At 71.2% G+C, this 24,364-nt stretch carries 21 protein-coding genes and 1 pseudogene; 7 read left to right on the top strand and 15 right to left on the bottom strand.

Going from position 1 to position 24,364, the window contains the following annotated elements:
- Position 1: 1 nt before the first annotated feature.
- Positions 2 to 1,345, bottom strand: a complete 1,344-nt coding sequence (gene selA, locus CLT71_RS04055) for an L-seryl-tRNA(Sec) selenium transferase (protein ID WP_101365913.1) — start codon at positions 1,343 to 1,345, stop codon at positions 2 to 4.
- 119 nt (positions 1,346 to 1,464) lie between these two features.
- Positions 1,465 to 1,929, bottom strand: coding sequence for a winged helix-turn-helix transcriptional regulator (locus CLT71_RS04050; protein ID WP_101365912.1), 465 nt, complete (start codon positions 1,927 to 1,929; stop codon positions 1,465 to 1,467).
- A gap of 99 nt (positions 1,930 to 2,028) precedes the next feature.
- Here CLT71_RS04050 and CLT71_RS04045 point away from each other — a divergent pair, with 99 nt between their 5' ends.
- The 3 genes from CLT71_RS04045 to selD are packed head-to-tail and all read left to right on the top strand — an operon-like array spanning position 2,029 to position 4,309.
- On the top strand, positions 2,029 to 2,736 hold the full coding sequence (locus tag CLT71_RS04045) for a DUF899 domain-containing protein (protein WP_101365911.1): 708 nt from the start codon (positions 2,029 to 2,031) through the stop codon (positions 2,734 to 2,736).
- Positions 2,733 to 3,260, top strand: coding sequence for a pyridoxamine 5'-phosphate oxidase family protein (locus tag CLT71_RS04040; RefSeq protein ID WP_101365910.1), 528 nt, complete (start codon positions 2,733 to 2,735; stop codon positions 3,258 to 3,260). The genes CLT71_RS04045 and CLT71_RS04040 overlap by 4 nt, the downstream gene beginning before the upstream one ends.
- A 35-nt stretch (positions 3,261 to 3,295) precedes the next feature.
- Complete coding sequence (gene selD / locus CLT71_RS04035) at positions 3,296 to 4,309, top strand: selenide, water dikinase SelD (protein WP_101365909.1); 1,014 nt, start codon at positions 3,296 to 3,298, stop codon at positions 4,307 to 4,309.
- Positions 4,310 to 4,399: 90 nt separating this feature from the next.
- Here selD and CLT71_RS04030 read toward each other — a convergent pair whose 3' ends face one another.
- The 7 genes and pseudogenes from CLT71_RS04030 to fdh form a co-directional block, all read right to left on the bottom strand.
- Positions 4,400 to 5,506 (bottom strand): substrate-binding domain-containing protein, encoded by a 1,107-nt coding sequence (locus CLT71_RS04030; RefSeq protein ID WP_101365908.1) that lies wholly within the window; start codon positions 5,504 to 5,506, stop codon positions 4,400 to 4,402.
- A gap of 69 nt (positions 5,507 to 5,575) precedes the next feature.
- The gene (gene mmsB, locus CLT71_RS04025) at positions 5,576 to 6,874 is read right to left on the bottom strand and encodes a multiple monosaccharide ABC transporter permease (RefSeq protein WP_101365907.1); all 1,299 of its coding nucleotides are present in this window, start codon (positions 6,872 to 6,874) and stop codon (positions 5,576 to 5,578) included.
- Positions 6,871 to 8,418: a multiple monosaccharide ABC transporter ATP-binding protein gene (gene mmsA / locus CLT71_RS04020; RefSeq protein WP_101365906.1), complete on the bottom strand. Its 1,548-nt coding sequence runs from the start codon at positions 8,416 to 8,418 to the stop codon at positions 6,871 to 6,873. Before mmsA ends, mmsB begins: the two co-directional genes overlap by 4 nt.
- Positions 8,415 to 8,543: a hypothetical protein gene (locus CLT71_RS37780; RefSeq protein ID WP_486483043.1), complete on the bottom strand. Its 129-nt coding sequence runs from the start codon at positions 8,541 to 8,543 to the stop codon at positions 8,415 to 8,417. Before CLT71_RS37780 ends, mmsA begins: the two co-directional genes overlap by 4 nt.
- Before the next feature lie 439 nt (positions 8,544 to 8,982).
- Positions 8,983 to 10,074, bottom strand: coding sequence for an NrfD/PsrC family molybdoenzyme membrane anchor subunit (gene nrfD / locus CLT71_RS04015; RefSeq protein ID WP_101365905.1), 1,092 nt, complete (start codon positions 10,072 to 10,074; stop codon positions 8,983 to 8,985).
- Between the two features lie 64 nt (positions 10,075 to 10,138).
- Positions 10,139 to 11,188 (bottom strand): 4Fe-4S dicluster domain-containing protein, encoded by a 1,050-nt coding sequence (locus CLT71_RS04010; protein ID WP_101365904.1) that lies wholly within the window; start codon positions 11,186 to 11,188, stop codon positions 10,139 to 10,141.
- A 107-nt stretch (positions 11,189 to 11,295) separates the two neighbouring features.
- Positions 11,296 to 14,499 (bottom strand): annotated as a pseudogene (gene fdh / locus CLT71_RS04005) (formate dehydrogenase); the annotation flags it as partial.
- A gap of 237 nt (positions 14,500 to 14,736) precedes the next feature.
- On the opposite strand from fdh, the gene CLT71_RS03995 reads away from it, so the two are divergent.
- On the top strand, positions 14,737 to 16,005 hold the full coding sequence (locus CLT71_RS03995) for a cytochrome P450 (protein WP_101365902.1): 1,269 nt from the start codon (positions 14,737 to 14,739) through the stop codon (positions 16,003 to 16,005).
- Positions 16,006 to 16,234: 229 nt separating this feature from the next.
- Positions 16,235 to 17,254: a magnesium transporter CorA family protein gene (locus CLT71_RS03985; RefSeq protein WP_101365900.1), complete on the top strand. Its 1,020-nt coding sequence runs from the start codon at positions 16,235 to 16,237 to the stop codon at positions 17,252 to 17,254.
- A gap of 101 nt (positions 17,255 to 17,355) precedes the next feature.
- Here CLT71_RS03985 and CLT71_RS03980 read toward each other — a convergent pair whose 3' ends face one another.
- Positions 17,356 to 18,120, bottom strand: a complete 765-nt coding sequence (locus CLT71_RS03980) for a hypothetical protein (RefSeq protein ID WP_101365899.1) — start codon at positions 18,118 to 18,120, stop codon at positions 17,356 to 17,358.
- Between the two features lie 295 nt (positions 18,121 to 18,415).
- Between CLT71_RS03980 and CLT71_RS03975 the strand changes: the two genes are divergently transcribed.
- On the top strand, positions 18,416 to 18,772 hold the full coding sequence (locus CLT71_RS03975) for a hypothetical protein (RefSeq protein WP_101365898.1): 357 nt from the start codon (positions 18,416 to 18,418) through the stop codon (positions 18,770 to 18,772).
- On the top strand, positions 18,769 to 19,428 hold the full coding sequence (locus CLT71_RS03970) for a nucleotidyl transferase AbiEii/AbiGii toxin family protein (RefSeq protein WP_101365897.1): 660 nt from the start codon (positions 18,769 to 18,771) through the stop codon (positions 19,426 to 19,428). Before CLT71_RS03975 ends, CLT71_RS03970 begins: the two co-directional genes overlap by 4 nt.
- 101 nt (positions 19,429 to 19,529) lie before the next feature.
- Here the strand turns inward: CLT71_RS03970 and CLT71_RS03965 are convergent, their stop codons facing one another.
- From CLT71_RS03965 to CLT71_RS03945, 5 genes are all read right to left on the bottom strand, one after another.
- Positions 19,530 to 20,255: a hypothetical protein gene (locus CLT71_RS03965; RefSeq protein ID WP_486483042.1), complete on the bottom strand. Its 726-nt coding sequence runs from the start codon at positions 20,253 to 20,255 to the stop codon at positions 19,530 to 19,532.
- 457 nt (positions 20,256 to 20,712) lie between these two features.
- A complete protein-coding gene (locus CLT71_RS03960; RefSeq protein WP_101365896.1) occupies positions 20,713 to 21,465 on the bottom strand; it encodes an amidohydrolase family protein in 753 nt (250 codons plus the stop codon).
- Positions 21,462 to 22,199 carry a hypothetical protein gene (locus tag CLT71_RS03955; protein ID WP_101365895.1) on the bottom strand — a complete coding sequence of 246 codons (738 nt, stop codon included), beginning with the start codon at positions 22,197 to 22,199 and terminating at the stop codon, positions 21,462 to 21,464. The genes CLT71_RS03960 and CLT71_RS03955 overlap by 4 nt, the downstream gene beginning before the upstream one ends.
- Positions 22,196 to 23,092 carry a dihydrodipicolinate synthase family protein gene (locus CLT71_RS03950; protein ID WP_199187500.1) on the bottom strand — a complete coding sequence of 299 codons (897 nt, stop codon included), beginning with the start codon at positions 23,090 to 23,092 and terminating at the stop codon, positions 22,196 to 22,198. Before CLT71_RS03950 ends, CLT71_RS03955 begins: the two co-directional genes overlap by 4 nt.
- Positions 23,093 to 23,114: 22 nt before the next feature.
- Positions 23,115 to 24,287, bottom strand: coding sequence for a DegT/DnrJ/EryC1/StrS aminotransferase family protein (locus CLT71_RS03945; RefSeq protein ID WP_101365894.1), 1,173 nt, complete (start codon positions 24,285 to 24,287; stop codon positions 23,115 to 23,117).
- Between the last annotated feature and the right edge of the window lie 77 nt (positions 24,288 to 24,364).

The raw sequence follows: 24,364 nt of genomic DNA, 5'->3' as shown, positions 1-24,364 counted from the left end.
GTCAGCTCTCCCGCCAGCTCCGGGGCACCCGCAGGAGGGCGTTGCGCACCGCCTCGTCCCGGTCGGCGGGTACGCAGCGCAGGTCGAGCAGCAGGCGACCCCGTTCGAGCCGACCGACCATCGGCGGGTCACCGAGGCGCAGCGGTTCGGCGTACTCCTCGGGTAGTGCGAGGGCCCACGAGTCGAGGGTGACCTCCGGCGCCCCGCCGCCACCGACGACGGCGTGCGTGGCGACCACCTCGGCCTTCAGGCCACCGGCCGCCAGCCGGTCGCGGAGCCGCTCGGTACGCAGCCGCAACGCGGCCGGGGTGGCCCGCAACGCCCGCCAGGTGGGGGTTTCCGGACCGGTAAGGGTCGCCTCCAGGGCGGCCAGGGTCAGCTTGTCCACCCGCAGCGCCCGGGCAAGCGGATGCCGGCGCAACAGCTCGACCAGGTCGGCGTCGCCGAGCACCAGCCCGGCCTGCGGACCGCCGAGCAGCTTGTCGCCGCTCGCGGTGACAAGCGCCGCACCGGCCCGCAACGCGGAGGCGGCGTCCGGCTCGGCCGGCAGCAGCGGGTCCGGCGCGAGCAGCCCGGAGCCGATGTCCACCACCACCGGTACGCCGAGGGTGGCCAGCTCCTCGACGGGTACGGCCGCGGTGAAGCCCCGGACGACGAAGTTCGACGGGTGCACCTTGAGCACGAAGGCGGTACCCGGCCCGACCGCCGCCGCGTAGTCGGCCAACCCGGTCCGGTTGGTGGTGCCCACCTCCCGCAGTGTCGCGCCGGTGCTGGCCAGCAGGTCCGGCAGCCGGAACCCGTCGCCGATCTCCACCAGCTCACCCCGGCTGACCACGATCTCCCGGCCGGCGGGCTCGCCGTCCGGGCGGAACGCGGCGGTCAACGCGGTCGCGACCAGGGCAAGGGCGGCGGCACCGTTGTTGACCACGTGCACCGCTTCGGCCGCCGGTACCGCCGAGGCGAGCGCGGCCAGCACGCCCCTGCCCCGGCGGGCCCGCCGGCCGGTCCGCAGGTCGAGTTCCACGTCGGTGTGGCCGGCCGCCGCGATCACGGCGTCGACGGCCGCCGCCGACAGTGGCGCCCGGCCGAGGTTGGTGTGCAGCACCACGCCGGTGGCGTTGAGCACCGGGCGCAGTCCGGTGGTGGTGGCCGGCAGTGCGGCGAGGGTGGCCGGGACGACCTCCTCGGGGAGGATCTCACCGCGCCGCACCCGGTCCTGGGCGGCGCTGAGCACGGCCTTGAGCCGGACCCGTCCGACGGTCGCCTCGGCGCTGGCCAGCCGGGGGTCGGCGAGCAGGACGTCGGTGCGTGGCACCCGTCGCCGCGGATCGACCGCCCCGTCCATTCCCACCTCGCTGTAGAAACCCGTTCACTCGGCACTTAACCACATTCGATCTCCAGCCGCCCGGGGAAGTCCACGACCGGCCGGGATGGACGGTGGCGATCGGAGCGCGCCGGGGCGGGTCAGCCGGCCGGGGTGACCGCGCCGGGGCCGGGCAGCAGGTCGACGTCGGCGGCCCGGATCGGCTCGCCGCAGGCGGAACAACTCAGCTCGACGTGACCGACCTGCCCGCAGGCCCGGTGCCGGTGCAGCACGGGTGGGCCCGCCTCGCCGGCGGTCCACCGGTCGCCCCAGCGGACCATGACGAGGAGCAGGTCGCAGAGTTCCTGTCCCTTGTCGGTGAGCAGGTACTCGTACCGCGGCGGCCGGTTCGAGTACTCCCGCCGCTGGAGGACACCGTGCTCGACCAGCCAGCGGAGCCGCTCGGCGAGCACCTTGGTGGAGATGCCGAGATCCTGCTGGATCTGGTCGAACCGGGTGATCCCGGCGTAGACGTCGCGCAGGATCAGCGGGGACCAGGGTTCTCCGACGACGTCCAGGGTGCGGGCGATCGAGCAGGCCATCTCGGCGAACCGGGTTCGCTGCATGCCACCACCCTAGGCGATCTGACTTCCTTCAGGGAAGGGACTTCGGTTAGAGTGTGCCGGACCACATCCTTTCTTCAGGGAAGTCACCGTGGAGGAACCATGAACCGACCTCAGGTGGTACCGGCCGAGCAGTGGCGGACCGCCCTGGCCACGCTGCGCGACAAGGAGAAACAACTCACTCGGGCGCTGGACGCCCTGGCCGCCGAGCGGCGCCGGCTGCCGATGGTCCGCGTCGACAAGGACTACCGGTTCGTCGGCCCGGACGGGCCGGTGGGGCTGCCGGATCTGTTCGAGGGACGCCGGCAGCTCATCGTCTACTGCTTCATGTGGCACGGCGCCGACCACGTCTGCTCGGGCTGCGCGATGTTCACCGACAACATCGGACACCTCGCCCACCTGCACGCCCGGGACACCTCGCTGGCGCTGGTCTCCCGGGGGCCGCTCGCCGAGATCCTGCCGGTGCGGGAGCGGATGGGCTGGTCGATCCCCTGGTACTCCTGCGCCGACAGCGACTTCACCGACGACATGGACGCGGGCGACGGATTCGGGCTCAACGTCTTCCTCCGCGACGGTGCCGAGGTCTACCGCAGCTACTTCACCACCGACCGAGGGGTGGAACGGCTCGGCAGCGGCTGGACCTTCCTCGACCTCACGCCGTACGGGCGGCAGGAGACCTGGGAGGACTCGCCGGACGGGTGGCCACAGGGGCAGCCGTACGGGTGGTGGCGGCTGCACGACGAGTATCCGGCGGAGACCGCGGCCCCGAGCGGCACGGTCGGCGTCGATTCGGTGCGGGGGCGGTCGTGAGCGGCCGTACGCCCGTCGCCGAACTGCTCTTCCGGGCCGGGGACGCGGCGCCGATGAGCCTGGACGAGGCGACGGTACGACCATGGAGCCAGGCCCGGACGGCGTTGGAGTCGACGGCGAAGGGCTGGCTGACGACCGTACGGCCGGACGGCCGGCCGCACGTCGCGCCGGTGATGCCGGTCTGGGCCGACGACGCGCCCTGCTTCACCACCCGCCCCGGCTCGCGCAAGGGCCGGAACCTGGCCGGCGCCCCGGCCTGCGCGCTCAGCGTCGCCGCCGCCGACCTCGACCTGGACCTCGTGCTGGAGGGCGATGCCGTCCGGCTGCGGGACCCGGCGCTGCTCCGGCAGGTGGCCGACACCCTCGCGGAGAAGTACCGGTGGGAGCTGACGATCCGCGACGGCATCGTCCGCGATCCCGGACTGCCGGGCGAACCCGAGTACGCCTTCTACCGGGTCACCGTGCTGCGCGGCTTCGGCTACGGCGCCGACGGGTCGACCGCGACCCGCTGGCGCTTCGGCTGAACTGCGGAGCGGTCGGCGGGTGCGACGATGGTCCGATGAGCACCGGGGAGCGCCATCGACTCACCCAGTACGCGCACGGCGGCGGCTGCGCCTGCAAGATCCCGCCGGGCGAGCTGGAGGAGGTGGTGGCCGGACTGGTCGGCACGTCCGTTCCGGCGGGGCCGGGTGAACTGCTGGTCGGGCTCGACGACGGCGACGACGCGGCGGTGGTCCGGTTGGAGTCGGGTACCGCAGTGGTGGCGACCGCCGACTTCTTCACCCCGGTGGTCGACGACCCGTACGACTGGGGCCGGATCGCCGCCGCCAACGCCCTCTCCGACGTCTACGCGATGGGCGGTACCCCGGTGGTGGCGGTGAACCTGCTGGCCTGGCCCCGGGAGGTGCTGCCGCTGACCCTCGCCGCCGAGGTACTGCGCGGCGGGTTGGACGTGGCCCGGGAGGCGGGCTGTCACGTGGCCGGTGGGCACAGCGTGGACGACCCCGAGCCGAAGTACGGGATGGCGGTCACCGGGATCGCCGACCCGGAGCGGCTGCTGCGTAACGACGCCGGCCGGGCAGGGCTGCCGCTGACCCTGACCAAGCCGCTCGGTGTCGGGGTGCTCAACAGCCGGCACAAGCAGACCGGCGAGGTGTTCGCGCAGGCGGTGGCGGCGATGACCGAACTGAACCGGGCCGCCTCGGTGGCGGCGGTGGCGGCCGGGATCCGCTGCGGCACCGACGTGACCGGGTTCGGGCTGCTCGGCCACCTGCACAAGCTGGCCCGGGCGTCCGGCTTGACCGCCCGGGTGGAGGCGTCGGCCGTACCGTATCTGGACGGTGCCCGGGCGGCGCTGGCCGACGGTTTCGTCAGCGGCGGCACCCGGCGGAACCTGGCCTGGGTGCGCCCGCACCTGGACGCGGCCGGGATCGCCGAGGACGAGTTGCTGCTGCTGGCCGACGCGCAGACCTCCGGCGGGCTGCTGCTCGCCGGTGAGCTGCCCGGCCATCCGGTGGTCGGCGAACTGCTGCCGGCCCGGGACGGCGGGCGGACCCTGGTCGTCACCGGTTGAGCCCGCCGGACAGGCCGGCGAAACGCGGAACGGGTCCCCGGGATCGACGATCCCGGGGACCCGGAGGGCGCAACCCGCTGCTACTGCTGCTTACTTGGCGCCAGCGGTGAGCGGGGCCAGCTTCGGGTCGTTGGCGTACGCCTCGACCACGTTCTTCTTGGTGACGATCAGCGGCTCCAGCAGGTTGGCCGGGACGACCTTGACACCGTTGTTGTAGGACTCGGTGTCGTTGGTCTTCGCCTCGTTACCGGCCTGGAGGGCCTTGACCATCTCGATGGTCTCCTTGACCAGGTTCCGGGTGTCCTTGTTGATCGTGGAGTACTGCTCGCCGGCCACGATCGACTTGACCGACTCCACCTCGGAGTCCTGCCCGGTGACCACCGGCAGCGGCTTGCCGGCGCCCTTGACCGAGGTCAGGATCGCCCGGGCCAGGGTGTCGTTCGGGGAGAGGACACCGTCCAGCGTCTTGCTGCTGTAGGTGGAGGTGAGCAGCGAGTCCATCCGCCGCTGGGCGTTCTCGGCCTTCCAGCCGTCGGTGGCGGTCTGCTTGATGTCGGTCTGGCCCGAGCCGACCACCACGTTGCCGGCGTCGATCTCCTTCTTCAGCACGTCCATCGCGCCGTCGAAGAAGACACCCGAGTTGTTGTCGTCAGGCGAGCCGGAGAAGAGCTCGATGGTGTACGGCCCGTTCGGCTTCTTGGCCTTCATGCCCTCGAGCAGGGCCTGGCCCTGGAGCTGGCCGACCTTGAAGTTGTCGTACGCGACGTAGTAGTCGACGTCCTTGCTGTTCTTGATCAGCCGGTCGTAGGCGATGACGTACGCGCCGGCCTGCTTGGCCTGCTCCACCTGGGTGGTGAGCTGCGCCGCGTCGGTCGCGCCGATGACGATCACCTTGGCGCCCTTGGTGACCATCGCCGAGATCTGCGCCTGCTGGTCGGCGACGGTGCCGGTGGCGCCGGCGTACTGCACGTCGGAGGAGAAGCCTGCCTCCTTGAGCCCGTTGGTGAACAGGTCACCGGCGAGCACCCAGTTCTCGGAGGTCTTGGCCGGCAGCGCCACACCGATGAGCGAGTTGGCGGCGAAGCCCTTCTCGGACCCGGCGTCGCCGCCGCCGTCGGTGGACCGCTCGGAGCAGGCCGTGAGGGCCAACAGGGCGATGGCGCCGGCGGCGACACCCCTGGTTAGGAACTTACGCATTGCAGGTTGCCCTTCTTTACAGGGTGGTGGGGGTGGGGCGGAGGTTTTCCGCCCCACCGGCGGTGGCCGTCAGCGGGCCACCGGAGTCTTGGCGGGCTCCTGACCCGTCTCGACGCTGGGAGCCGCCAGGGTGGGTGCCTCCCGGCGGAAGGGGCGGGTCACCGATCCGATGACCGAGAAACGTCCCCGGTTCTTGTTGTAGACGTCGAACGCGACGGCCAGCAGCAGGACCAGACCCTTGATGATCTGCACCCGGTCCGAGCCGACACCCATCAGCTGGAGGCCGTTGTTGAGTACGGCCATCACCAGACCGCCGACGATCGAGCCGCTGATCGTGCCGAGGCCGCCGGAGACCGCCGCGCCGCCGATGAAGACCGCGGCGATGGCGTCCAGCTCCCAGCCGATGCCGTCCTGCGGGCCGGAGGCGGCCGACCGGGCGACGAAGATCATGCCGGCCAGCGCGGCCAGCACCGACATGTTCATCATGACCAGGAAGTTGACCCGCTTGAGCTTGACGCCGGAGAGTTCCGCCGCCCGCGAGTTGCCGCCGACCGCGTAGATGTGCCGGCCGCCGGCGGTGTTCCGGGTGATGAAGGAGTAGATCACCACGAGTACGCCGAGGATGATGCCGGAGACCGGGAAGCTGGTCCCGACCCGGCCGCCAGCGAACCGGAAGGCGGCGTACAGGATCACCGCGACCGGCACGGCGACCCGGATGGCCGAGATCCACAGCGGCGCGACGTCGGCGTCCATCTCCCGGCGGGTACGCCGGACCCTCCACTCCCGGACCACCACGGCGACCGCGACGAGCAGGCCGAGCAGCAGGGTGAGGTTGTTGTAGCCGGTGTCCGGACCGACCTCCGGCAGGAAGCCGGCGCCGATCACCTTGAAGCCCTCCGGCACGGGAATGGTGTCGGCGCTGCCGATGAACTGGTTGCCGCCCCGGAACAGCATCATGCCGGCCAGGGTGACGATGAACGCCGGTACCCCGATGTAGGCCACCCAGAAGCCCTGCCAGGCCCCGATCACCGCGCCGACCAGCAGGCCGAAGAGGATCGCCACCGGCCAGGGCAGCGACCACTCCTGCATGGACTGGGCCACCACGATGCCGACGAAGGCGGCGATCGAGCCGACCGACAGGTCGATGTGGCCGGCGACGATCACCATCAGCATCCCGATGGCCAGGATCAGGATGTACGAGTACTGGCTGACCAGCGAGATCATGTTGCTCGAGTTCAGCGTCAGCCCGTCGGTCAGGACCTGGAACAGCAGGACGATCGCCACCAACGTGAAGATCATCCCGAACTGCCGGGCGTTTGATGTCGTCCCCGCGAACAGGGACTTCTGGAGTTCCTTTATGCGACTCACCGGATCTGCGCCTTCTTCGCTGAGGTCATCTGCTTCATGAGGAGTTCCGGATCGGCGTCCCGCCGTTCGATGTTGCCGGTGATGGTGCCCTCGAAGACCGTGTAGATGCGGTCGCAGAGGCCGATCAGTTCCGGCAGCTCCGAAGAGATGACGATGACGCCCTTCCCCTGGTCGGCGAGCTGCTGGATGATGCCGTAGATCTCGTACTTGGCGCCGACGTCGATGCCCCGGGTCGGCTCATCCAGGATGAGCAGGTCCGGGTCGGTGAACATCCACTTGGCCAGCACCACCTTCTGCTGGTTGCCGCCGGAGAGCTTGGCGACGCCCTCGTCCACGGTCGGGGCCTTGACCCGCAGGCTCCTGCGGTAGCTCTCGGCGGCCTGGTGTTCCCGGACCGGGTCGACCACACCGTGGTCGGTGATCTTCGAGAGCTTGGCGGAGACCACCGAGGTCTTGATGTCGTCGAGCAGGTTCAGGCCGAGCGACTTGCGGTCCTCGCTGACGTACGCCAGGCCGTGCTTGATGGCGTCGGCGACCGACTTCAGCACGATCTCCCTGCCGTCCTTGAAGATCCGCCCGCCCTGGTAGACGCCGTACGAGCGGCCGAAGACGCTCATCGCCAGCTCGGTACGACCGGCGCCCATCAGCCCGGCGAACCCGACGATCTCGCCCCGCCGCACGGTGAAGCTGGAGCCCTTGGCCACCATCCGGTCGGGCGAGACGGGGTGCCGGACGGTCCAGTCCCGCACCTCGAAGAAGACCTCACCGATCTTGGGCGTGTGGTCGGGGAACCGGCTGTGCAGCTCCCGGCCGACCATGCCCCGGACGATCCGGTCCTCGTCCACCCCGTCCGCCTTGACGTCCAGGGTCTCGATGGTCCGGCCGTCCCGCAGGATGGTGATCGAGTCGGCGATCTCGGCGATCTCGTTCAGCTTGTGCGAGATGATGATCGAGGTGATGCCGCGCTGCTTGAAGCCGCGCAGCAGGTCCAGCAGGTGCTGGGAGTCGGCCTCGTTCAGCGCGGCGGTCGGCTCGTCCAGGATGAGCAGCTTGACGTCCTTGGCGAAGGCCTTGGCGATCTCGACGAGCTGCTGCTTGCCCACGCCGATGTCCTTGATCAGCGTGTCCGGGTCCTCGCGCAGCCCGACCCGGGCCATCAGCTCCAGCGCCTGCCGGTTCGCGCTCTTCCAGTCGATCGCGCCGGCCCGCCGGGGCTCGTTGCCGAGGAAGATGTTCTCGGTGATGGACATCCCGGGCACCAGGGCGAGTTCCTGGTGGATGATCACGATGCCGGCCTGCTCGCTGGCCCGGATGTCGGAGAAGCGGCTCTCCTCACCCCGGTAGATGATCTGCCCCGAGTAGCTGCCGTACGGGTAGACCCCGCTGAGCACCTTCATCAGGGTCGATTTGCCCGCGCCGTTCTCCCCGGCGATCGCGTGGATCTCGCCGCGCCGGACCACGAGGTTGACGTCCGAGAGCGCCCTGACCCCGGGAAACTCCTTGGTGATCGAGCGCATCTGGAGCAGTACGGGACCGTCGTTCATCGCCGACGCTCCCCGGTCCGGGCCGGTACGGCGGACCGGCGGGAGGCGGCCGTCGCGGGCCGCCCGTCGTCGGGGCGCCAGAGGGAACCGCGCGCGTCCAGCGGCTGGTCGCCGCGCCGCGTCATCAACATCATTGTTGCCTCCGGGCAGGTCGTTCAGACCGGCTGACATTCTTTTGTTGCCTGGAGGAACTTATTGGAAAGCGAGGAAGTTTCGCAAGATTTCGTGACCTGGTCTTGACAAATTCACAGGCTTCCGGCTCATCAGCTGGTACCGGGCGTCACCGTAGGTATCGGGCGTACACCACCGGGCCCGATCAAGACGTTTCGGCCGGAGCATCCGCAGAGGCACCGGGACCGCCGCCGGGGCACCAGTCGTCGGTTCCCCGCCGTTGGCTGGCGGTCCGCCCGGCGATCGACGGGATCAGACCCGGTCCTGCCCGCCGAGCGCGCCCACCATACGCGCGTCACCCTCCGCCACCGCCACGGCGGGCCGCCGGAAAGTGCGGCCCGTCACGCTGCTGGCCAGCAGCCCGGACCCGGTTCGTCCGGTGACCGGGGGTGGCTACGGTGCGTCGGCCTCCCGGCTCGCCTGCCGCTCCCGCTGCGGCACCACGGTGTACTTCGGGTCCCGGGCGGAGACGACCCCGGCCTCGAAGACACCGAACCGGGTCAGCACCGAGGCCGCCAGCAGGGCCGCGCCGGAGAGCACCGAGAGCGTCCGGCTGCGCCGGGCCAGCAGCGCACCTGCGGTACCGGCGGCCAGCAGCAACCGGGCGCCCTGGAGCAGCCGGGCCGGCCGGCCCGTCCGGTACGGCTCGCCGGTCAACCCCATCCGGCCGATCCGGCGCTCGGCGACCGTCTCGAGCACCGCCCCGGCCACCGCCAGCCGGACGGCCGGGCCGCTCTGCGCCGCCGGCGTGGTGATCAGGCCGGCGCCCGCACCCGCTGCCAGCGCGCTGCCGGCGAAGAGCAACGGCAGGTCCGGGTAGGCGTCGTGCCAGGCCGGCATGGCGGTGTCGGCGAGCAGCACTCCGGTGTACGTCGCCAGCGCCGGTGCCGCCGCGGCGGCGGCCAGCCCGGAGATCCGGCCGAGGGGTGGCAGCAGCCGACGGGCCAGCCCGGGTACGCCCCAGCGGGGCAGGACCGCGGCGAACTCGCTCAGCGCGGCCACCCCCGCCGCCGGCCCGAACACGGCCAGCAGCCAGGTCCCCATCGACATCGGTGAGGTCGGCTTGGCGACCCGCAACATGTGGTGGAACCGGGCCGGCCGGCCGAGATCGTTGATCAGGAAGTAGGTGCTCGCACCGAGGGCACCCAGCGAGACGAGCCGGCCGGACCGGCGCAGTGCCGGCCGCCCGGTCAGGTCCGCACCGGCGGCCAGCAGCGACGATCCGGCGGCCAGCCCGCCGGTGAACAGGTACGCCGGGATGTCCCGCCGCCACACCGGCGCCTTGACCACCGGCCGCCCGTAGTACGAGCTGAACTCGGCAGGCGGGACGACCACCGGCTGCCCGGCGACGACACCGGGCCCCGCACCGCCCTGCCACCCGGAGCGGCGTCGCAGCTCCCCCCCGTTGTGCTGGGCGAGGCCGTCCGCGGCCGCCCGGAGCCGCTGGCCGAGCGGCCCGCCGCCGTCCGGTCCCGGCTCGGTCATGGCACCTCCTCGAATCGCTCGTCGGGCCGCCCTCGCCCAGGTCCGGCGGACGCGGTCCGGGCGGTCACCGGGGCCGCCCGACGAAGGCGGCGACCGCGGCGGCCGTCATGGTGAGTGCGGCCAGCCCGGCCCGACGCCACATCCGGGGCAGGTCGCGGGTGGTCACCACCGGATCCGGCGGCAGCCCGTACACCTCGGGTTCGTCGAGCAGCAGGAAGAACGCGCCGTCCCCACCCACCCCGTCGTCCGGGTCGTGCCCGTAGAGCCGGGCCTCGGCGACACCGTCGGCGTGCAGCCGCTCCACCCGGGCGCGGGCCCGCTCGCGCAGCTCGTCGAGCTCGCCGTACTGGATCGACTCGGTGGGGCAGGCCTGGGCGCATGCCGGCATCCGGCCGGCGCCGATCCGGTCGTAGCAGAGCGTGCACTTCCACGCCCGGCCGTCGCCCTTGCGCTGGTCGATGACGCCGTACGGGCAGGCGGGGATGCAGTAGCCGCAGCCGTTGCAGATGTCCTCCTGCACCACCACGGTGCCGAACTCGGTACGGAACAGCGAGCCGGTCGGGCAGACGTCGAGGCAGGCGGCCTCGGTGCAGTGCTTGCAGACGTCCGACAGCATCAGCCAGCGCAGGTCGGCCCGGCCGTCCCGGTCCGCCTGCCGGCCGGGCAGGTCGGTGCCGGGCATGCCGAGGAACTGGGTTCCCGCCGCCATCCGGCCCGCCGGGGCGGGATCCGGGGCCGGCGGCACGCCGGGGCTGGTCCCCTGCTCGACGACCACTCCGGCAGCCGCCTCGGCGGTCGCCGGGGCAATCGGCGGCCCGCTCGGAAGACCGGCCAGCGGCGGTGACGACTGCCAGCCGACCCGCCGGGGCTGCTCGACGAAGGCCACGTGCCGCCACGAGTTGGCCGTCAGCGCCCCGGTGTTGTCGTAGGACATGCCGAGCAGGTCGAGCCCGCTCTCCGGCACCAGGTTCCACTCCTTGCAGGCGACCTCGCAGGCCTTGCAGCCGATGCAGACGCTGGTGTCGGTGAAGAATCCCATCCGGGGTGGCGGGTCGAGGTGACCGGCCCGCTCGGCGGGGTTGACCGGCGCCTCTGAGGGCCGCGTCTCGACCATGCTCATGCCTCCCGTTCCGGGTCGCCGTCGTCGTTCGGCCGCCCGGGTGCGCCGCCGGCACCGGTGTCCTGCGGGCCGACGGTGACTATCGGCGGATGGTGCCCGTCGAGGCCGGCCCGCCGCCGGTAGCCGGCGAGGTGGTCGAGCAGTTCCGGGCCTCTCGGGCGGCGGCCGGCCCGGATGTCGCAGGTGCCGACCTTGCTCTCCTGGATGAGTACGTTCGGGTCGAGGGTGACCCCGAAGAGGTCGTTCGCCGGCTCGCCCCGGACCAGCCCGTTGCCGCCGAAGTGGTACGGCAGCCACACCTGGTGGATGAGCCGGCCCTCGATCCGCAGCGGGGTGAGCCGGTCGGTCACCATCACCCGCGCCTCGATCACGCCCCGGCTGGTGACCAGGTGTGCCCAGCCCAGGTGCGTCAGTCCACGTTCGACGGCCAGCTCCGGCCCCACCTCGACGAACATCTCCGGTTGCAGTTCAGCCAGGTACCGGACGTTGCGACTCATCCCGCCCGCCGTGTGGTGCTCGGTGAGCCGGCTGACGGTGAAGACGTACGGGAAGACGTCGGAGTGCGGCTCCGGCGGGCTCGGGTTGGTCGGGTTGTCCGGCCGGTCGTACGTCTTGCGGATCGGATTGGCCTGCTGGCCGTAGAGCGGGTTGCGGATCGGGGACTCGACCGGCTCGTAGTGCGTCGGCAGCGGCCCGTCGAGAATCCCGGCCGGCGCGTACAGCCAGCCCTTCCCGTCGCCCTGCATGATGAACGGGTCGTCGCCGGCCAGTGCCGCCACCCCGGTCGCGCCCGGGTCCGGCCGGTACGACGGCGGCTTGTTCTTCTCGAAGTCGGGTACGTCGTGCCCGGTCCACTCGCCCCGCTCCGCGTCCCACCAGACGTACCGCTTGCGTTCGCTCCACGGCCGCCCCTCCGGATCCGCCGAGGCACGGTTGTAGAGGAGTCGCCGGTTGAGCGGCCAGGCCCAGCCCCACTCGGCGGCGACCCAGTTCTGCTCGCCGCCAGGCTTGCGCCGGGCCGCCTGGTTGACCCCGTCGGCGAAGACCCCGGTGTAGATCCAGCAGCCGCCTACTGTGGAACCGTCGTCCTTCATCTCCACAAAGGAGTTCAGCGGGCGGCGGGTGGCCACCTCGTAGCCGTTGATCTCCCGTAGCACCGCCTCGGCCTCCGGCTCGGCGTGCGGGCCCTCGGTGGGATAGTCCCAGGCCAGGTCGAGCAGGGCCCGGTCGCGGGGTCGGGTGGAGCCGGCGAGCTTGCCCCGGATGATCCGGCCGAGGTGGTAGAAGAACCAGAGCTCGGAGCGGCAGTCGCCGGGTGCCTGGACGGCCTTCTCCCGCCACTGCAACAGCCGCTGGGTCTGGGTGAAGGTGCCGGGTTTCTCCACGTGCGAGGCGGCCGGCAGGAAGAAGACCTCGGTCCTGCACCGCTCCGGGGCGATCTCGCCGGTCTCCACCTCCCGGCTGTCCTTCCAGAACGTCGCGCTCTCGATCATGAAGAGGTCGCGGACCACCAGCCAGTCCAGGTTGGCCATGCCGAGCCGCTGGGCGCGGCCGTGCGCCGAGCCGATCGCCGGGTTCTGGCCGAGCAGGAAGTACCCCTTGACCCTGCCGTCGATCATGTTGAAGACGGTCTGGTACGTCCCGTGGTCGCCGGTCATCCGGGGCAGGTAGTCGTAGCAGAAGTCGTTCTCCGGGGTGGCCGCCGCTCCCCAGTACGCCTTGAGCAGGTTCACCGCGTACGCCCGGGCGTTGCTCCAGAAGCCCTTCTGGCCCGGGTGCTGGATGCTCCCGATCCACGTCTCGAAGGTCGGATGCTCGACGTGGTTCGGCATCGGCAGATAGCCGGGGAGCAGGTTGAACAGCGTCGGGATGTCGGTCGAGCCCTGGATGCTGGCGTGCCCGCGCAGCGCCAGGATCCCGCCACCGGGCCGGCCGACGTTGCCGAGCAGGAGCTGGATGATCGCCCCGGTCCGGATGTACTGCACCCCGACACTGTGCTGGGTCCAGCCGACCGAGTAGACGAGCATGGTGGTGCGGTCCCGCTTCGAGTTCTCCGTCCAGGCCCGGGCGACCTCCTCGAACCTCTCCCGGGGGACCCCGCAGACCCGCTCGACCAGTTCCGGGGTGTAGCGGGCGTAGTGCCGCCGGAGGATCTGATAGACGCAGCGCGGGTGCTGGAGGGTCTCGTCCCGTTCCTCCTGGCGGGAGACCGGCGGTCCGTGCGACTCGTGCCGCAGCCCGGCAGCGCTCTCCCGCTCGGTGGCGGTGTCGTTACCTCCGTCGTTCTCCTGGCCGGCGTACTGCCAACTCGACTGGTCGTAGCTGGTCCGGTCGGGGTCGTAGCCGGAGAAGAGGCCGTCGAGATCCTCGGTGTCCTGGAAGTCCTCGCTGACGATGCTCGCCGCGTTGGTGTAGGCGAGCACGTACTCCCGGAAGTCCAGTTCGTTCTCCAGGATGTACCGCACGATTCCGCCGAGGAACGCGATGTCGGTGCCGGCCCGGATCGGCGCGTACGTGTCGGCGAGCGCGCTGGTCCGGGTGAAGCGGGGATCGACGTGGATGATCTTGGCGCCCCGTTCCTTCGCCTCCATCACCCACTGGAAGCCGACCGGATGCGCCTCGGCCATGTTCGAGCCCTGGATGATGACGCAGTCACTGTTGAGCAGATCCTGCTGGAAGTCCGTCGCGCCGCCGCGACCGAAGCTGATCCCCAGACCGGGGACGGTGGCGGAGTGTCAAATCCGGGCCTGGTTCTCGATCTGGATCGCCCCCATCGCGGTGAACAGCTTCTTGATGAGGTAGTTCTCCTCGTTGTCCAGGGTCGCGCCGCCGAGGCTGGCGATGCCGAGGGTGCGGTGCAGCGGCCGGCCCTCGTCGTCGACGTCCTCCCAGGTGGCGTCCCGGGCGGCGAGCACCCGGTCGGCGATCATGTCCATCGCGGTCGGCAGGTCCAGCTCTTCCCAGTCGGTGCCGTACGGACGGCGGTAGAGCACCCGCTGCTGGCGCAACTCGCTGGTGACCAGGTTCTTGCTGGCGGCGCCCTTCGGGCAGAGCCGGCCCCGGGAGATCGGGCTGTCCGGATCTCCCTCGATCTGGGTGACCCGGCCGTCGGAGACGTAGACCCGCTGCCCGCAGCCGACCGCACAGTACGGGCAGACCGACCGGGCGACCGAGTCGGCGCTGTCGGTCCGCGGGGTCAACCCGGCGGAGCGGGCCGACTTCGCGGCGGCTCCCCGGCCGAGCGGGTCGGTGCCGGTGAGCTGGCGGTAGACCGGCCAGCCCTCGATCCAGGTGCGTACCCCCACCGTCAGCACCTCCTCCAGCCGGTCGCCCGACCCTCCGAGGGTAGGTCAGCCAGACCGTGCCCCGAGGAGAAGCGCCGAAACCCGTAAGGACCGGAAAGTGCCGAGAAATTTTCGGATCATCGCTCGACCGAGCAAACCCGCCCCGGCCTGCGAGGACGGGGCGAGGAGCCGCAGAACGGTTGCCAGCAACGCGAATGACTATGCCACTCGACGTGATTGTGGCAGTACTCTGACGCGATGTCTGTCGATCAATCCACCGAGACCGGATCGGATCACATCCCCCGGATCGACTTCGACCACCACTCCCCGGAGTACCGCGCCAACTGGCGGGCGATCTCCGACGACCAACTGGCGCGCTGCCCGGTCGCTCGGACCGACGCCTACGGCGGCTTCTGGGTGGTGGCCGACCACGACGGCGTCAGCCAGGTGATGCGGGACCACGCCACCTTCAGCTCGGGCCGGAACACCGAGGACCCATCAGACCCTCGGCAGGGCATCGTCATCCCATCCAACCCGATCAAGCAGATCCCGTTGGAGCTGGACCCGCCGGAGTACAACCCGTACCGGCGGATCATGAGCCCGTACTTCTCGCCGACAGCTGCCCGCGAGTCGCTGCCCTTCGCCGAGCAGGCCACCGACGCCCTGCTCGACCGGGTCTGCGCCAGCGGCCGGATCGACCTCGTGCTGGACTACGGCAACCCGCTGCCCGCACTGGCCACCATGAAGCTGATCGGGCTCCCGCTCGACGACTGGCAGACCTACGCCGAGCCGATGCACCGGGTCGCGGCGTCGCCGCCGAGCGACCCCGACTTCCCGCGCAACGTGCAGATCATGGGGCAGCTCGGCGGTGCCATCGCCGCCCAGGTGCCGAGGCTGCGCGAGGAGCCCGGCGAGGGGCTGCTGAGCGGACTGGCCACGGCCACCATCGAGGGCGAACCGCTGCCCGTCGAGGAGGTGGTCAGCGCCGCGCTGCTGGTGATCCAGGGCGGCGTGCACACCACCACCGCGCTCTTCGCGCACACCATGGTCTGGCTGGCCGACCATCCCGAACACCGGGCGGCGCTGATGGCCGACCCGTCACTGTGGGAGCACGCCACCGAGGAGTTCCTCCGGGTCTTCCCGCCGGCGATGGGCTTCGCCCGGACCGCCACCCGGGACGTCGAGCTCGGCGGGCAGCAGATCCGGGCCGGCGACCGGGTGATGATGTCCTTCGCCGCCGCCAACCGGGACCCGTCGGTCTTCCCCGACCCCGACGAGGTACGGCTGGACCGCTCCCCCAACCGGCACACCAGCTTCGGGCTCGGGATCCACCGCTGCATCGGGCTGAACCACGCCCGTGTCTGGTTCCCGCACATGGTGCGGCGGGTGCTCGAACGGATGCCGGACATCGTCATCGACCGGGACGCCACCCAGCAGAACGAGAGCGTCGGCGTGATCAACGGCTTCGTCAGCATGCCCGCCACGTTCACCCCGCACGAACCGCTCGGCGTGACCATGCCGGACTGACCCGGATGCCCGGTCCGGCCGGCGGTCGGGGCATGCCGCGATCCGGCACGCCCCACCGTCGGCCGGACCGGCACGCCGTGCGGCTCACGGGCGAGTCCGGGTACCCGGGCCCGAAGATCGCCCGTCCGATCTCCTCGCCGCGCCGCTCCGGGCCGGGTTCGGGGAACCACCCCGCCGGCCGGCACCGTCGGCCTACCGTCAGGAACGTGGCGGACGAGGCGGCGGACGGATGAGCGACACCCGCATGTACCGGGACGGCGCCCTCGTCGATCGGGGCTTCCCCGCCCGGGAGGTCGGCGCGCGACTGGCCGCCGACGACCGGGTGGTGATCTGGCTCGACGTCTGCGGGCCGACCGAGAACGACCTGCGGCTGCTCGCCGAGGAACTCGGGATGCACCAGCTCGCCCTGGAGGACGTCGTCCAGCAGGCCCAGCGGGCGAAGCTGGACCGGTACGACACCCACCTGTTCCTGAACACCTACATGGTGCGGCTGGACGCGGCCGGCGGGCTGACCGACAACGAGGTGTCGGCGTTCATCAAGCCCCGGGCGCTGGTGACGGTCCGCTACAGCGACCGGTTCGACCTACGACAGGTGCAGGCCCGCTGGGACGAGAGCGCCGAACTGGCCCGGCACGGGGTGGCCTTCCTGCTCTACGGCCTGCTCGACACCCTGATCGACGGCCACTTCGCGGCGGTGCAGCAGCTCGACGCGACCCTGGAGCGGGTCCAGGCCGCGATGTTCAAGGAGCGCCGTGGCCAGTCGGCCGACGGTGACCAGCGTGGCGACGTGCACGACGCGATGAGCCGAGACGAGGTGCAGCAGCGGATCTTCCTCGCCCGGCGGGATCTGGTCCGGCTGCGCCAGGTCACGCTACCGATGCGCGAGGTGGTGAACGCGCTGATGCGTCCCACCATGCACACCGTCGACCAGGAGATGTTGCCGTACTACCAGGACCTGTACGACCACGTGCTGCGGGTGATCGAGTGGAGCGACTCGCTTCGCGACCTGAACACGACGATGCTCGAAACGAACCTGATGTTGCAGAACAACCAGCTCAACCTGATCGTCAAGCAGGTCACCGCGTGGGCGGCGGTGATCGCCGTGCCGACGGCGGTGACCGGGTTCTTCGGGCAGAACCTCGCCTTTCCGTGGCGGCACACTCCGGCGGAGTTCATCATCTCGCTCGTCGTGACGCTCGGACTGGCGGTCGCGCTCTACGTGATCTTCCGCAAGAAGAGTTGGATCTGACCGAGGTCCGGGTCGCCCGCTTCGACGTTTCGGGGAGGCCGGCGTGCGCCGAGCCTCCCCGAAACGGTTCCGCCGGACGCGAGATATCGGAGCGGGCGGCGTCAGCGGGACCAGACGTCCTGCACGATGTCGGCGGCCTGGTCCTCCCACTGGGCGTACGCGAACGGGTACGCCGACACCTGCACCGCCTGGGCGGCATCGGTCAGCGGCCGGTCCCACCAGCGGTCGACGCGCTTGAGGCCGTCGAAGAAGGCGGTCGCCGAGTAGTCACGGTCCCGGATCTGCTCCGGCGAGCCCCAGCCCGACGACGGCCGCTGCTGGAACAGCCCCAGCGAGTCGTGGTCGTTCCACTGCCCCAGGTGGCCGAGGTTGCGCAGCTTCGACTCCTGGAGGGCGGTGGCGACGCCGATCACCGCGCCCCGCTGGCCCATGTCCATCTTGCGGGCCACCCGGACAATCTCCCGGGCGTTCTCCCGCTGCTCGTCGTCGAGGTCGATCCGCGACTGGTAACCCTGCACCCCGTTCGGGACCAGCTTGGCCCGGGACGGCCTGTCGTCCGAGTTGCCCCGGTCGGCGGGCCGGTAGCCGTCCCCGCGCGAGTCGTCGTTCCGCACCGACTGGCTGTACGCCGCCGACCGCACCCCCGGGTCACCGGCGGCGGCGACCACGCCGACCGGACCGGCCACCGCCGAGCAGGCGGCCGCGCAGGTGAGACCCGCGACCGCCAGCGCGGACCGGCGGGCGATCGGAGTTTCCGCGACGGCCGGGAGCCGCCGGGTCACCGGATGTGCGGCGATGGCGGGAAGCCACCGCGTGCGAGCGGTCTCCGCGATGGCGGGGAGCCATCGTCCGAAGATCGGATTCATGGTTGCCCCTTTCGATCTGATTCCGGGAGGGTCGTGCTGTGCTGTCCTGGGCCACTCGGCCCGGTGGACACGGAGGTACGCCCGCGACCAGGGGGCTGATCCACGGGCGTACCGACATGCACAACCAGCCGGACCAGTCCGGCATTCCGGATTTGGTAGCGCCGGATCGACTGGTGGAGCCACCCCGGCCCCGGCCCGGCTCCGGTGCCGTCCAGGGCCGGCGGGCAGGCCGGACAGACAAGCAAAATCGGGTACGGACGATTCACTCCCGCCTCGTTCCGGCTACCCTGAGCGCATGCAGTACGCCGCTGCGGCCGGAACCGGCGTCGCCTATCTGGCCCGTCCGGGCCGGCCCGCCGTCGTGAGCCCCACCGTGGCGGAGCTGACCGGCCCGACCCGGGGTACCGTCGTGCTGCCACATCGGCTGATGTGGGGTCCGGAGCGCAGTTTCGACCTCGACGATCCCGACCAGTTGCTCTGGATGTACGAGAACGTCCTGCGCGAGACCACCCGCACCGACGACCTGCGCCGGTTCCTCAACGGCCGGGTGCTCCGCCGGGTCTGGCCCGCGTTGAACCTGCCCCGTGGGGTACGCGCGGCCTGGGAGCGACGGCACCCTTCGCTGGCAGCCGGTGATCGCCGGGCGGCATGACCACCACCCATCTCGACGACTTCTACCGACAGGTCGCCCGGGTCGCCCTCTCCGTCGCCGACAAGCACGGGTTCGTGCTCGGCGGTGGGGTGGCCTGGGCGGCACACGGGCTGGTGTCCCGGCCGACCGAGGACGTCGACCTCTTCGCCGACGTCGACGGTGCGGCGGCCAGCGCCGAGGCCGAGGTCCGCAGCGCGCTGGAGACGGCCGGCTTCACCGTCGCCGACGAGGACCCGTCGGGCGACCTGGCCGGCCTGTTCAGCGGCTTCGACCTGGACATGAAGGACTTCCTCGTCAGCCGGGGCGGCCGGCGGCTGCGGCTCAGCCTGGGCCGGCTGGACCGGCACCGCAGCCCGGTGGTGATGGACCTCGGGCCGGTCATGCACGTCCAGGACCTGGTTGCCAGCAAGACCGCCGCCCTGGTCACCCGCCGCGAGGTCCGGGACTACATCGACGTCGCGGCGGCACTCGACAGGTACGCCGTGCCGGACCTGATCCGGCTCGCCACCGAGTACGACCCGTCGATCGAGCCGGACGACATCACCGCCGCCGGCCGCTACCTGGACCGGCTGCCCGACCAGCGCTTCGCCCGGTACGGCCGGGACGCCGCTCAGGTTCGGTCGATCCGCGCGAAACTCGCCGACTGGCCCCGCTGATCCCGCTCGGAGCGGTGCCCTGGGGTCGAGCCGGAGACGCCGAAGGCCGGACCCGCCCGGGGTCCGGCCTTCGATCTGTCCTTGCTCAGCTGTTGTGGTCCTTAGCTGTTGTTCCAGGCGTTGGCTACCAGGTCAGCGGCCTGGTCCTCCCACTGCGCGTACGCGTCCGGGTACGCCGACACCTGCACCTTCTGCGCCGCCACCGTCAACGGCAGGTCCTGCCAACCATCAACCTGCCTCAGACCCTTCAGGAACGCCGTGGTCGAGTACTCCGGATCGGTGATCTGCTCCACCGAACCCCAACCCGAGCTCGGACGCTGCTGGAACAGCCCCTGCGAGTCATGGTCGTTACGCGCACCCAGATGACCCAGGTTCTCCAACTTCGACTCCTGCAGGCTGGTACCCACCGCGATCACCGCGGCACGCTCATCCAGACCCGCCTTCTTCGTCGCCTTCACAATCGCCCGCACATTGTCCGACTGCTCACCCGACAACGGAATCCGCGACTGCTCACCCTGCACACCACGCGGCACAAGCCTGTCCCGCGACGGCTTACCACCCTTACGATCCTTACCCTTGTCACCCTTACCCTTGTCACTCTTACCCTTGTCACCCTTGTCGTTCTTGCCCTTGTCGGGCTTGTCGGCCTGCATCACCGACTGCGACACGGCCTGACCGGCATGCTCCGGAGCAGCCTGCGCGGCCACGGCCGGGCCGGCGACAGCGCCACCGACGAACGCCAGACCAGCAACACCCAGAGCGGTCCTACGAACCAGAGAAGTCTGCGCGACGGCCGGAAGCCATCGGCTGAACAGAGTCGTGTTCACGATGGTCCACCTTCCAATCGGGGATGAACACCCCACAGGGGGACACGGGGTGCCATTGGAGAAAAGATCGTTCGCCCGGCTCACACGCACGGGGGGTGCTGGTACTCAGGCGAACACCATATGTAACGACCGCAGGCCCCGGATCATTCCCGGCGGCCCGGCCACCAGCCCAGCTCACGGGCGGTGCTACTCAGCCGTACGCGAGATGTAACGACCGGCCGGCGGCCGGCATTCCCAGCCTCGAGCCCCGGGCGGGGAAGGCATGTCCCCTGATGGGCGTGGTGCCACCAAGTCACCAAGGTGACATGGTGGCACCACACCCAAACGGGATATGTGCCGTCCAGAGCCCGCCGTCCGGATTCGGGCGACGGGTGGTCAGAGCAGCGGGGCGACGTCCCGGGTGCGACCGCACGCCAGACGTACCGACTGGCGGGCGCCCACATCCCGCCGGGGCGGGTCAGCCGGCCGGCCGGAAACCGGACATCGGGTCCAGCCGGAACAACTCGGCGGCGTTGCGCCAGGCGACCCGCTCGGCCACCTCGTCGGTCAGACCGGCCGCCATCACCGCCCCGTACGCCGCCGCCGGGTCGATGAGCGTCGCGTCGGTACCGAACAACAGGCGCCGGGTGTCCACCGACGCGGCGACTGCGGCGAAGCGCCCGGCCTCGGTGTGCGAGAAGCAGGGCTCCAGCCAGAGTCGGTCCACGGAGTTGGCGGCCTCGACCGCGTGTCGCCAGCCGTCCGCGCCCATGTGGCCGGCGATGGCACGCAACCGGGGCAGGTCGGCACAGACCTGGGCCAGGTCCAGCGGCGTCGATCCCCAGGTGTGCACGAGGGCCGGCACGTCGTGCTCGGCGACGAGGGCGAGGGCGTCCCGGGTCTGTGCGGACGCGATCGGCGACGACGTGTACTCCGTGTGGATTTTGACGCCGACGAACCGTCCGGTGGGCAACAGTTCCGCGAGGTCCCGGGCGGCCTGGTCGAGCCGGCGGGGGTTGATCGTCAGGTAACCGAGCATCCGGTCGGTCTGCTCCAGCACGCCGGCCATGGCACGGTTTCCGGACGCCGTGTCGTAGATGACCGCCTCGGTCGCGGAAACGATCGCCAGGTCGATCCCGTACCGGTCCATCACGGCGAGGTTGGTGGCGATCGCGCCCACCTCCATGGTGAAGAACCACGGTCCCCAGTGCGCGTGCACGTCGATGATCACGCCGAGTCTCCCAGGATCCGCCGCGCGTTGCCGCCCGCCACCGCCGCCACCGCAGCAGGGTCGAGCCCGGACCGGGCCAGCCGCAGGCGGGGTACGACGGCCTCGTAGAAGGGCGTCCGGGAGCCGTAGAGCAGCCGGGCGGCGCCCAGTTCGGCGGCGACCGTCTCGATCGCGTCTGGCGAGTTGAGCAGCCGTGTCGACGTGTGGAAACCCGGCTCGTCGCGGGCTGCCACCACGAAGTCGCCCAGGTGGTAGAAGTGCGTGTCGAGGAAGACGACCGTGGCCCCGGCCAGCGGGCGCCAGAACTGCCGCACGTCGCCACCGGTCAGCACCACCAGACCGGCTTCGGTCGCGCGCCGGGCGACGTGCCGCACCGCCGGATAGTCAGCCGCCACCCCCTGTTCGTCGGGGAAGAGCCGGACGGCCCGGACACCCCGGCCGGCGAGCCGGACGATCTCCCGTTCGGCGCCGAGCGGATCACGTAGGTCGACCGCACCGACCGGCAGCACCGCCGCCGGGTCGAGGCCGAGCACCTCGTCGTTGCCCGTGGGTACGTCGAACAGCGCCGCGCGCAGGCTGGCGACCGCCGCCCGGCCGATGCCGTTGGACGACAGCGTCTGCGCCACCTGGGCGGGCGTGCCGCCCGGTCCCGGCCGATCGGGATAGCTGCCGACGAGGACGTCGATGTCGAGGTCGATCGCGGGCAGGTCGGTGGCGGTGAACGGGTTGGTCACAGCGCCGCCAGCACGCGCAGCACCCGGTCGCGATCCTCGGCGGGTAGTGCCGGGCCGAACGGATCCTGGGCGTACCCGTCCGGAATCCGTTGCTCTGCGGCCGCGATCCAGAGCATGCGCTGCACGTACCCCTCCATCGGCTCGGTGAAGGTCACCTCGGCGAGCCGGTCCAGCCGGGCCGAGGCGGTCACGAAGTCGGCGTACTCCTTGTCGGCGTAGGCCCGCAGCACCGCGGCCGTGACCGGCACAGCGGCGGCGGCCAGGCCGACGAGGGCGGCCTGCGCACCCCACAGCAGGGAGGGGCCGAACATCCGGTCCTCGCCGGTGATCGCCAGCCGCCCGGCGCGGTGCGCGGCGGCCAGCGTCTCCTGGCAGGCGATCGCGTCGTGCAGCCGGGCGACCTTCACCCCGGCCACCCCCGGATGGTCCAGCAGCCCGGCCAGTACGTCGGACGGGTACGGCCGGAGGTAGAGGTCGAAGGCGAGCATCGGAAGGCCGGCGGCCCGCCACACCGCCTCGTGGTGGCCGAGCGGGTCCTCGGTCTCGGGAAACACGAGCACTCCGGTGGCGCCGAGCGCGGCGGCCTGGACGGCCTGGGCGGCGACCGCCTCGGTCCGCTCCCCCGGTCGGCCGCCCACACCGACGATGACGGGCACCCCGGTGCCGACCGCCTCGCGGATGACCTGGGCCCGCACCGGCTCGGCGAGGAACGGGCCACGTCCGGTGTGTGCGAGCACGGCGAGGGCGTCCGCGCCGTCGGCGACCAGCCCGCGAAGGTACCCGCCGAGGACCGCCGGAGCCACCGTGCCGGTCGTGGTGCCCGGCGTTGCCGTCGCGGCGACCAGCCGCCAGCGAAGCCGGTCGCGCAACGCCGCCGCCCGAGCGTCGATCACGACAGCACCACCCGAACGTCGATCACGGCGTCACCGCGGCCCGGACGGCGTGGGCGATCTCGTCGACGTTCTCGTCGGTGTAGCGCTCGTTCCAGTCGATGACCACCAGGGTCCGGTCCAGCAGTCGTTCCGCCACCGGAAACGCGCCTGGGCCGTAGGCCGGGAGCCGGTCGGCGGGCGGCACTGTCAGCGGGTACCGCGAGGTGCCGTAGACCGGCGTCCCGGTCAGCGCGGGTGCGCAGTGCAGCGGGTCGTCGAGGTAGCCCGCGCGGGCCGGCACCCCGGCCGCGGCCAGCTTGCCGACGACCTCCTGGTTGGACAGCGGTGGGTCGAGCACGATCGGGAACAGCCACCAGGCGTGCGCGGGGACGTCAGCCGGGAGGTGTACGCCGGGCAGGTCGGCAAGCGCGGCGACGAGCCGACCCGCCGTCCGGCGCCGGTCGGCCAGCACCCCCGGCAGTTTGGCCAGTTGGGCTCGGGCCACCGCGCCGGCGAGTTCGGTCATCCGGTAGTTGAGCCCGAAGCTCTCGTGCCGGCGGGCGCCGTCGCGCGGCCATCCCTTGTCGGCGAAGAGCCGCATCCGGCGGGCGAGGGTGGCGTCGGGGGTGATGACCAGTCCGCCGTCGCCGCAGGTGATGTGTTTCCACTGCTGGAGGCTGAAGCAGCCGACGGCACCGGCGGTGCCGACCAGCTGGCCGTCCGGATAGCGGCCGAGCCACGCCTGGGCGCAGTCCTCGAGAAGTGGGACGCCCGCAGACTCGGCCACACTCCGCAGGTCTGCGGCGGCACCGAAGAGGTGTACGGCGAGGATCGCCCGGGTCCGCGGGCCGATCGCCGCCGCCACCGCCGCCGGGTCCAGGTTTCCGGTGTACGGGTCCACGTCGGCGAAGACCGGTACGGCGTTCTGTGCGAGGATCGGTGCGACCGTACCGAAGTCACTGATCGGTGAAGTGATGATCTCGTCACCCGGTTCGGGAGCGATGGCCGCGACGGCCAGGTGCAGGGCTGCGGTTCCCGAGCTGCACGCCACCGCGTGGGGCACTCCGTACGCCTGCGCCATCTCCCGTTCGAGCGCCCGAACCTCGGTGCCCCAGACCGAGCTGAGCATGCCGGAGCGGAGGACCCGGGTAACCGCCTCGATCTCTTCCGTGCCAAGCGTCCGGCCGCTGGAGTCGGCCATGCTGGGATACGACACCCATCCTCCCCAGCTTCACGAATACCGGCCCTGACCGTAATAGTAGGCTGTGGGATCACGCAACCCCAGGGGAGATT

This window comes from Plantactinospora sp. CNZ320, from assembly GCF_002846275.1.
The sequence above is the reverse complement of the archived record's forward strand: the minus strand, read 5'-3'. Positions and strand labels throughout refer to the sequence as shown.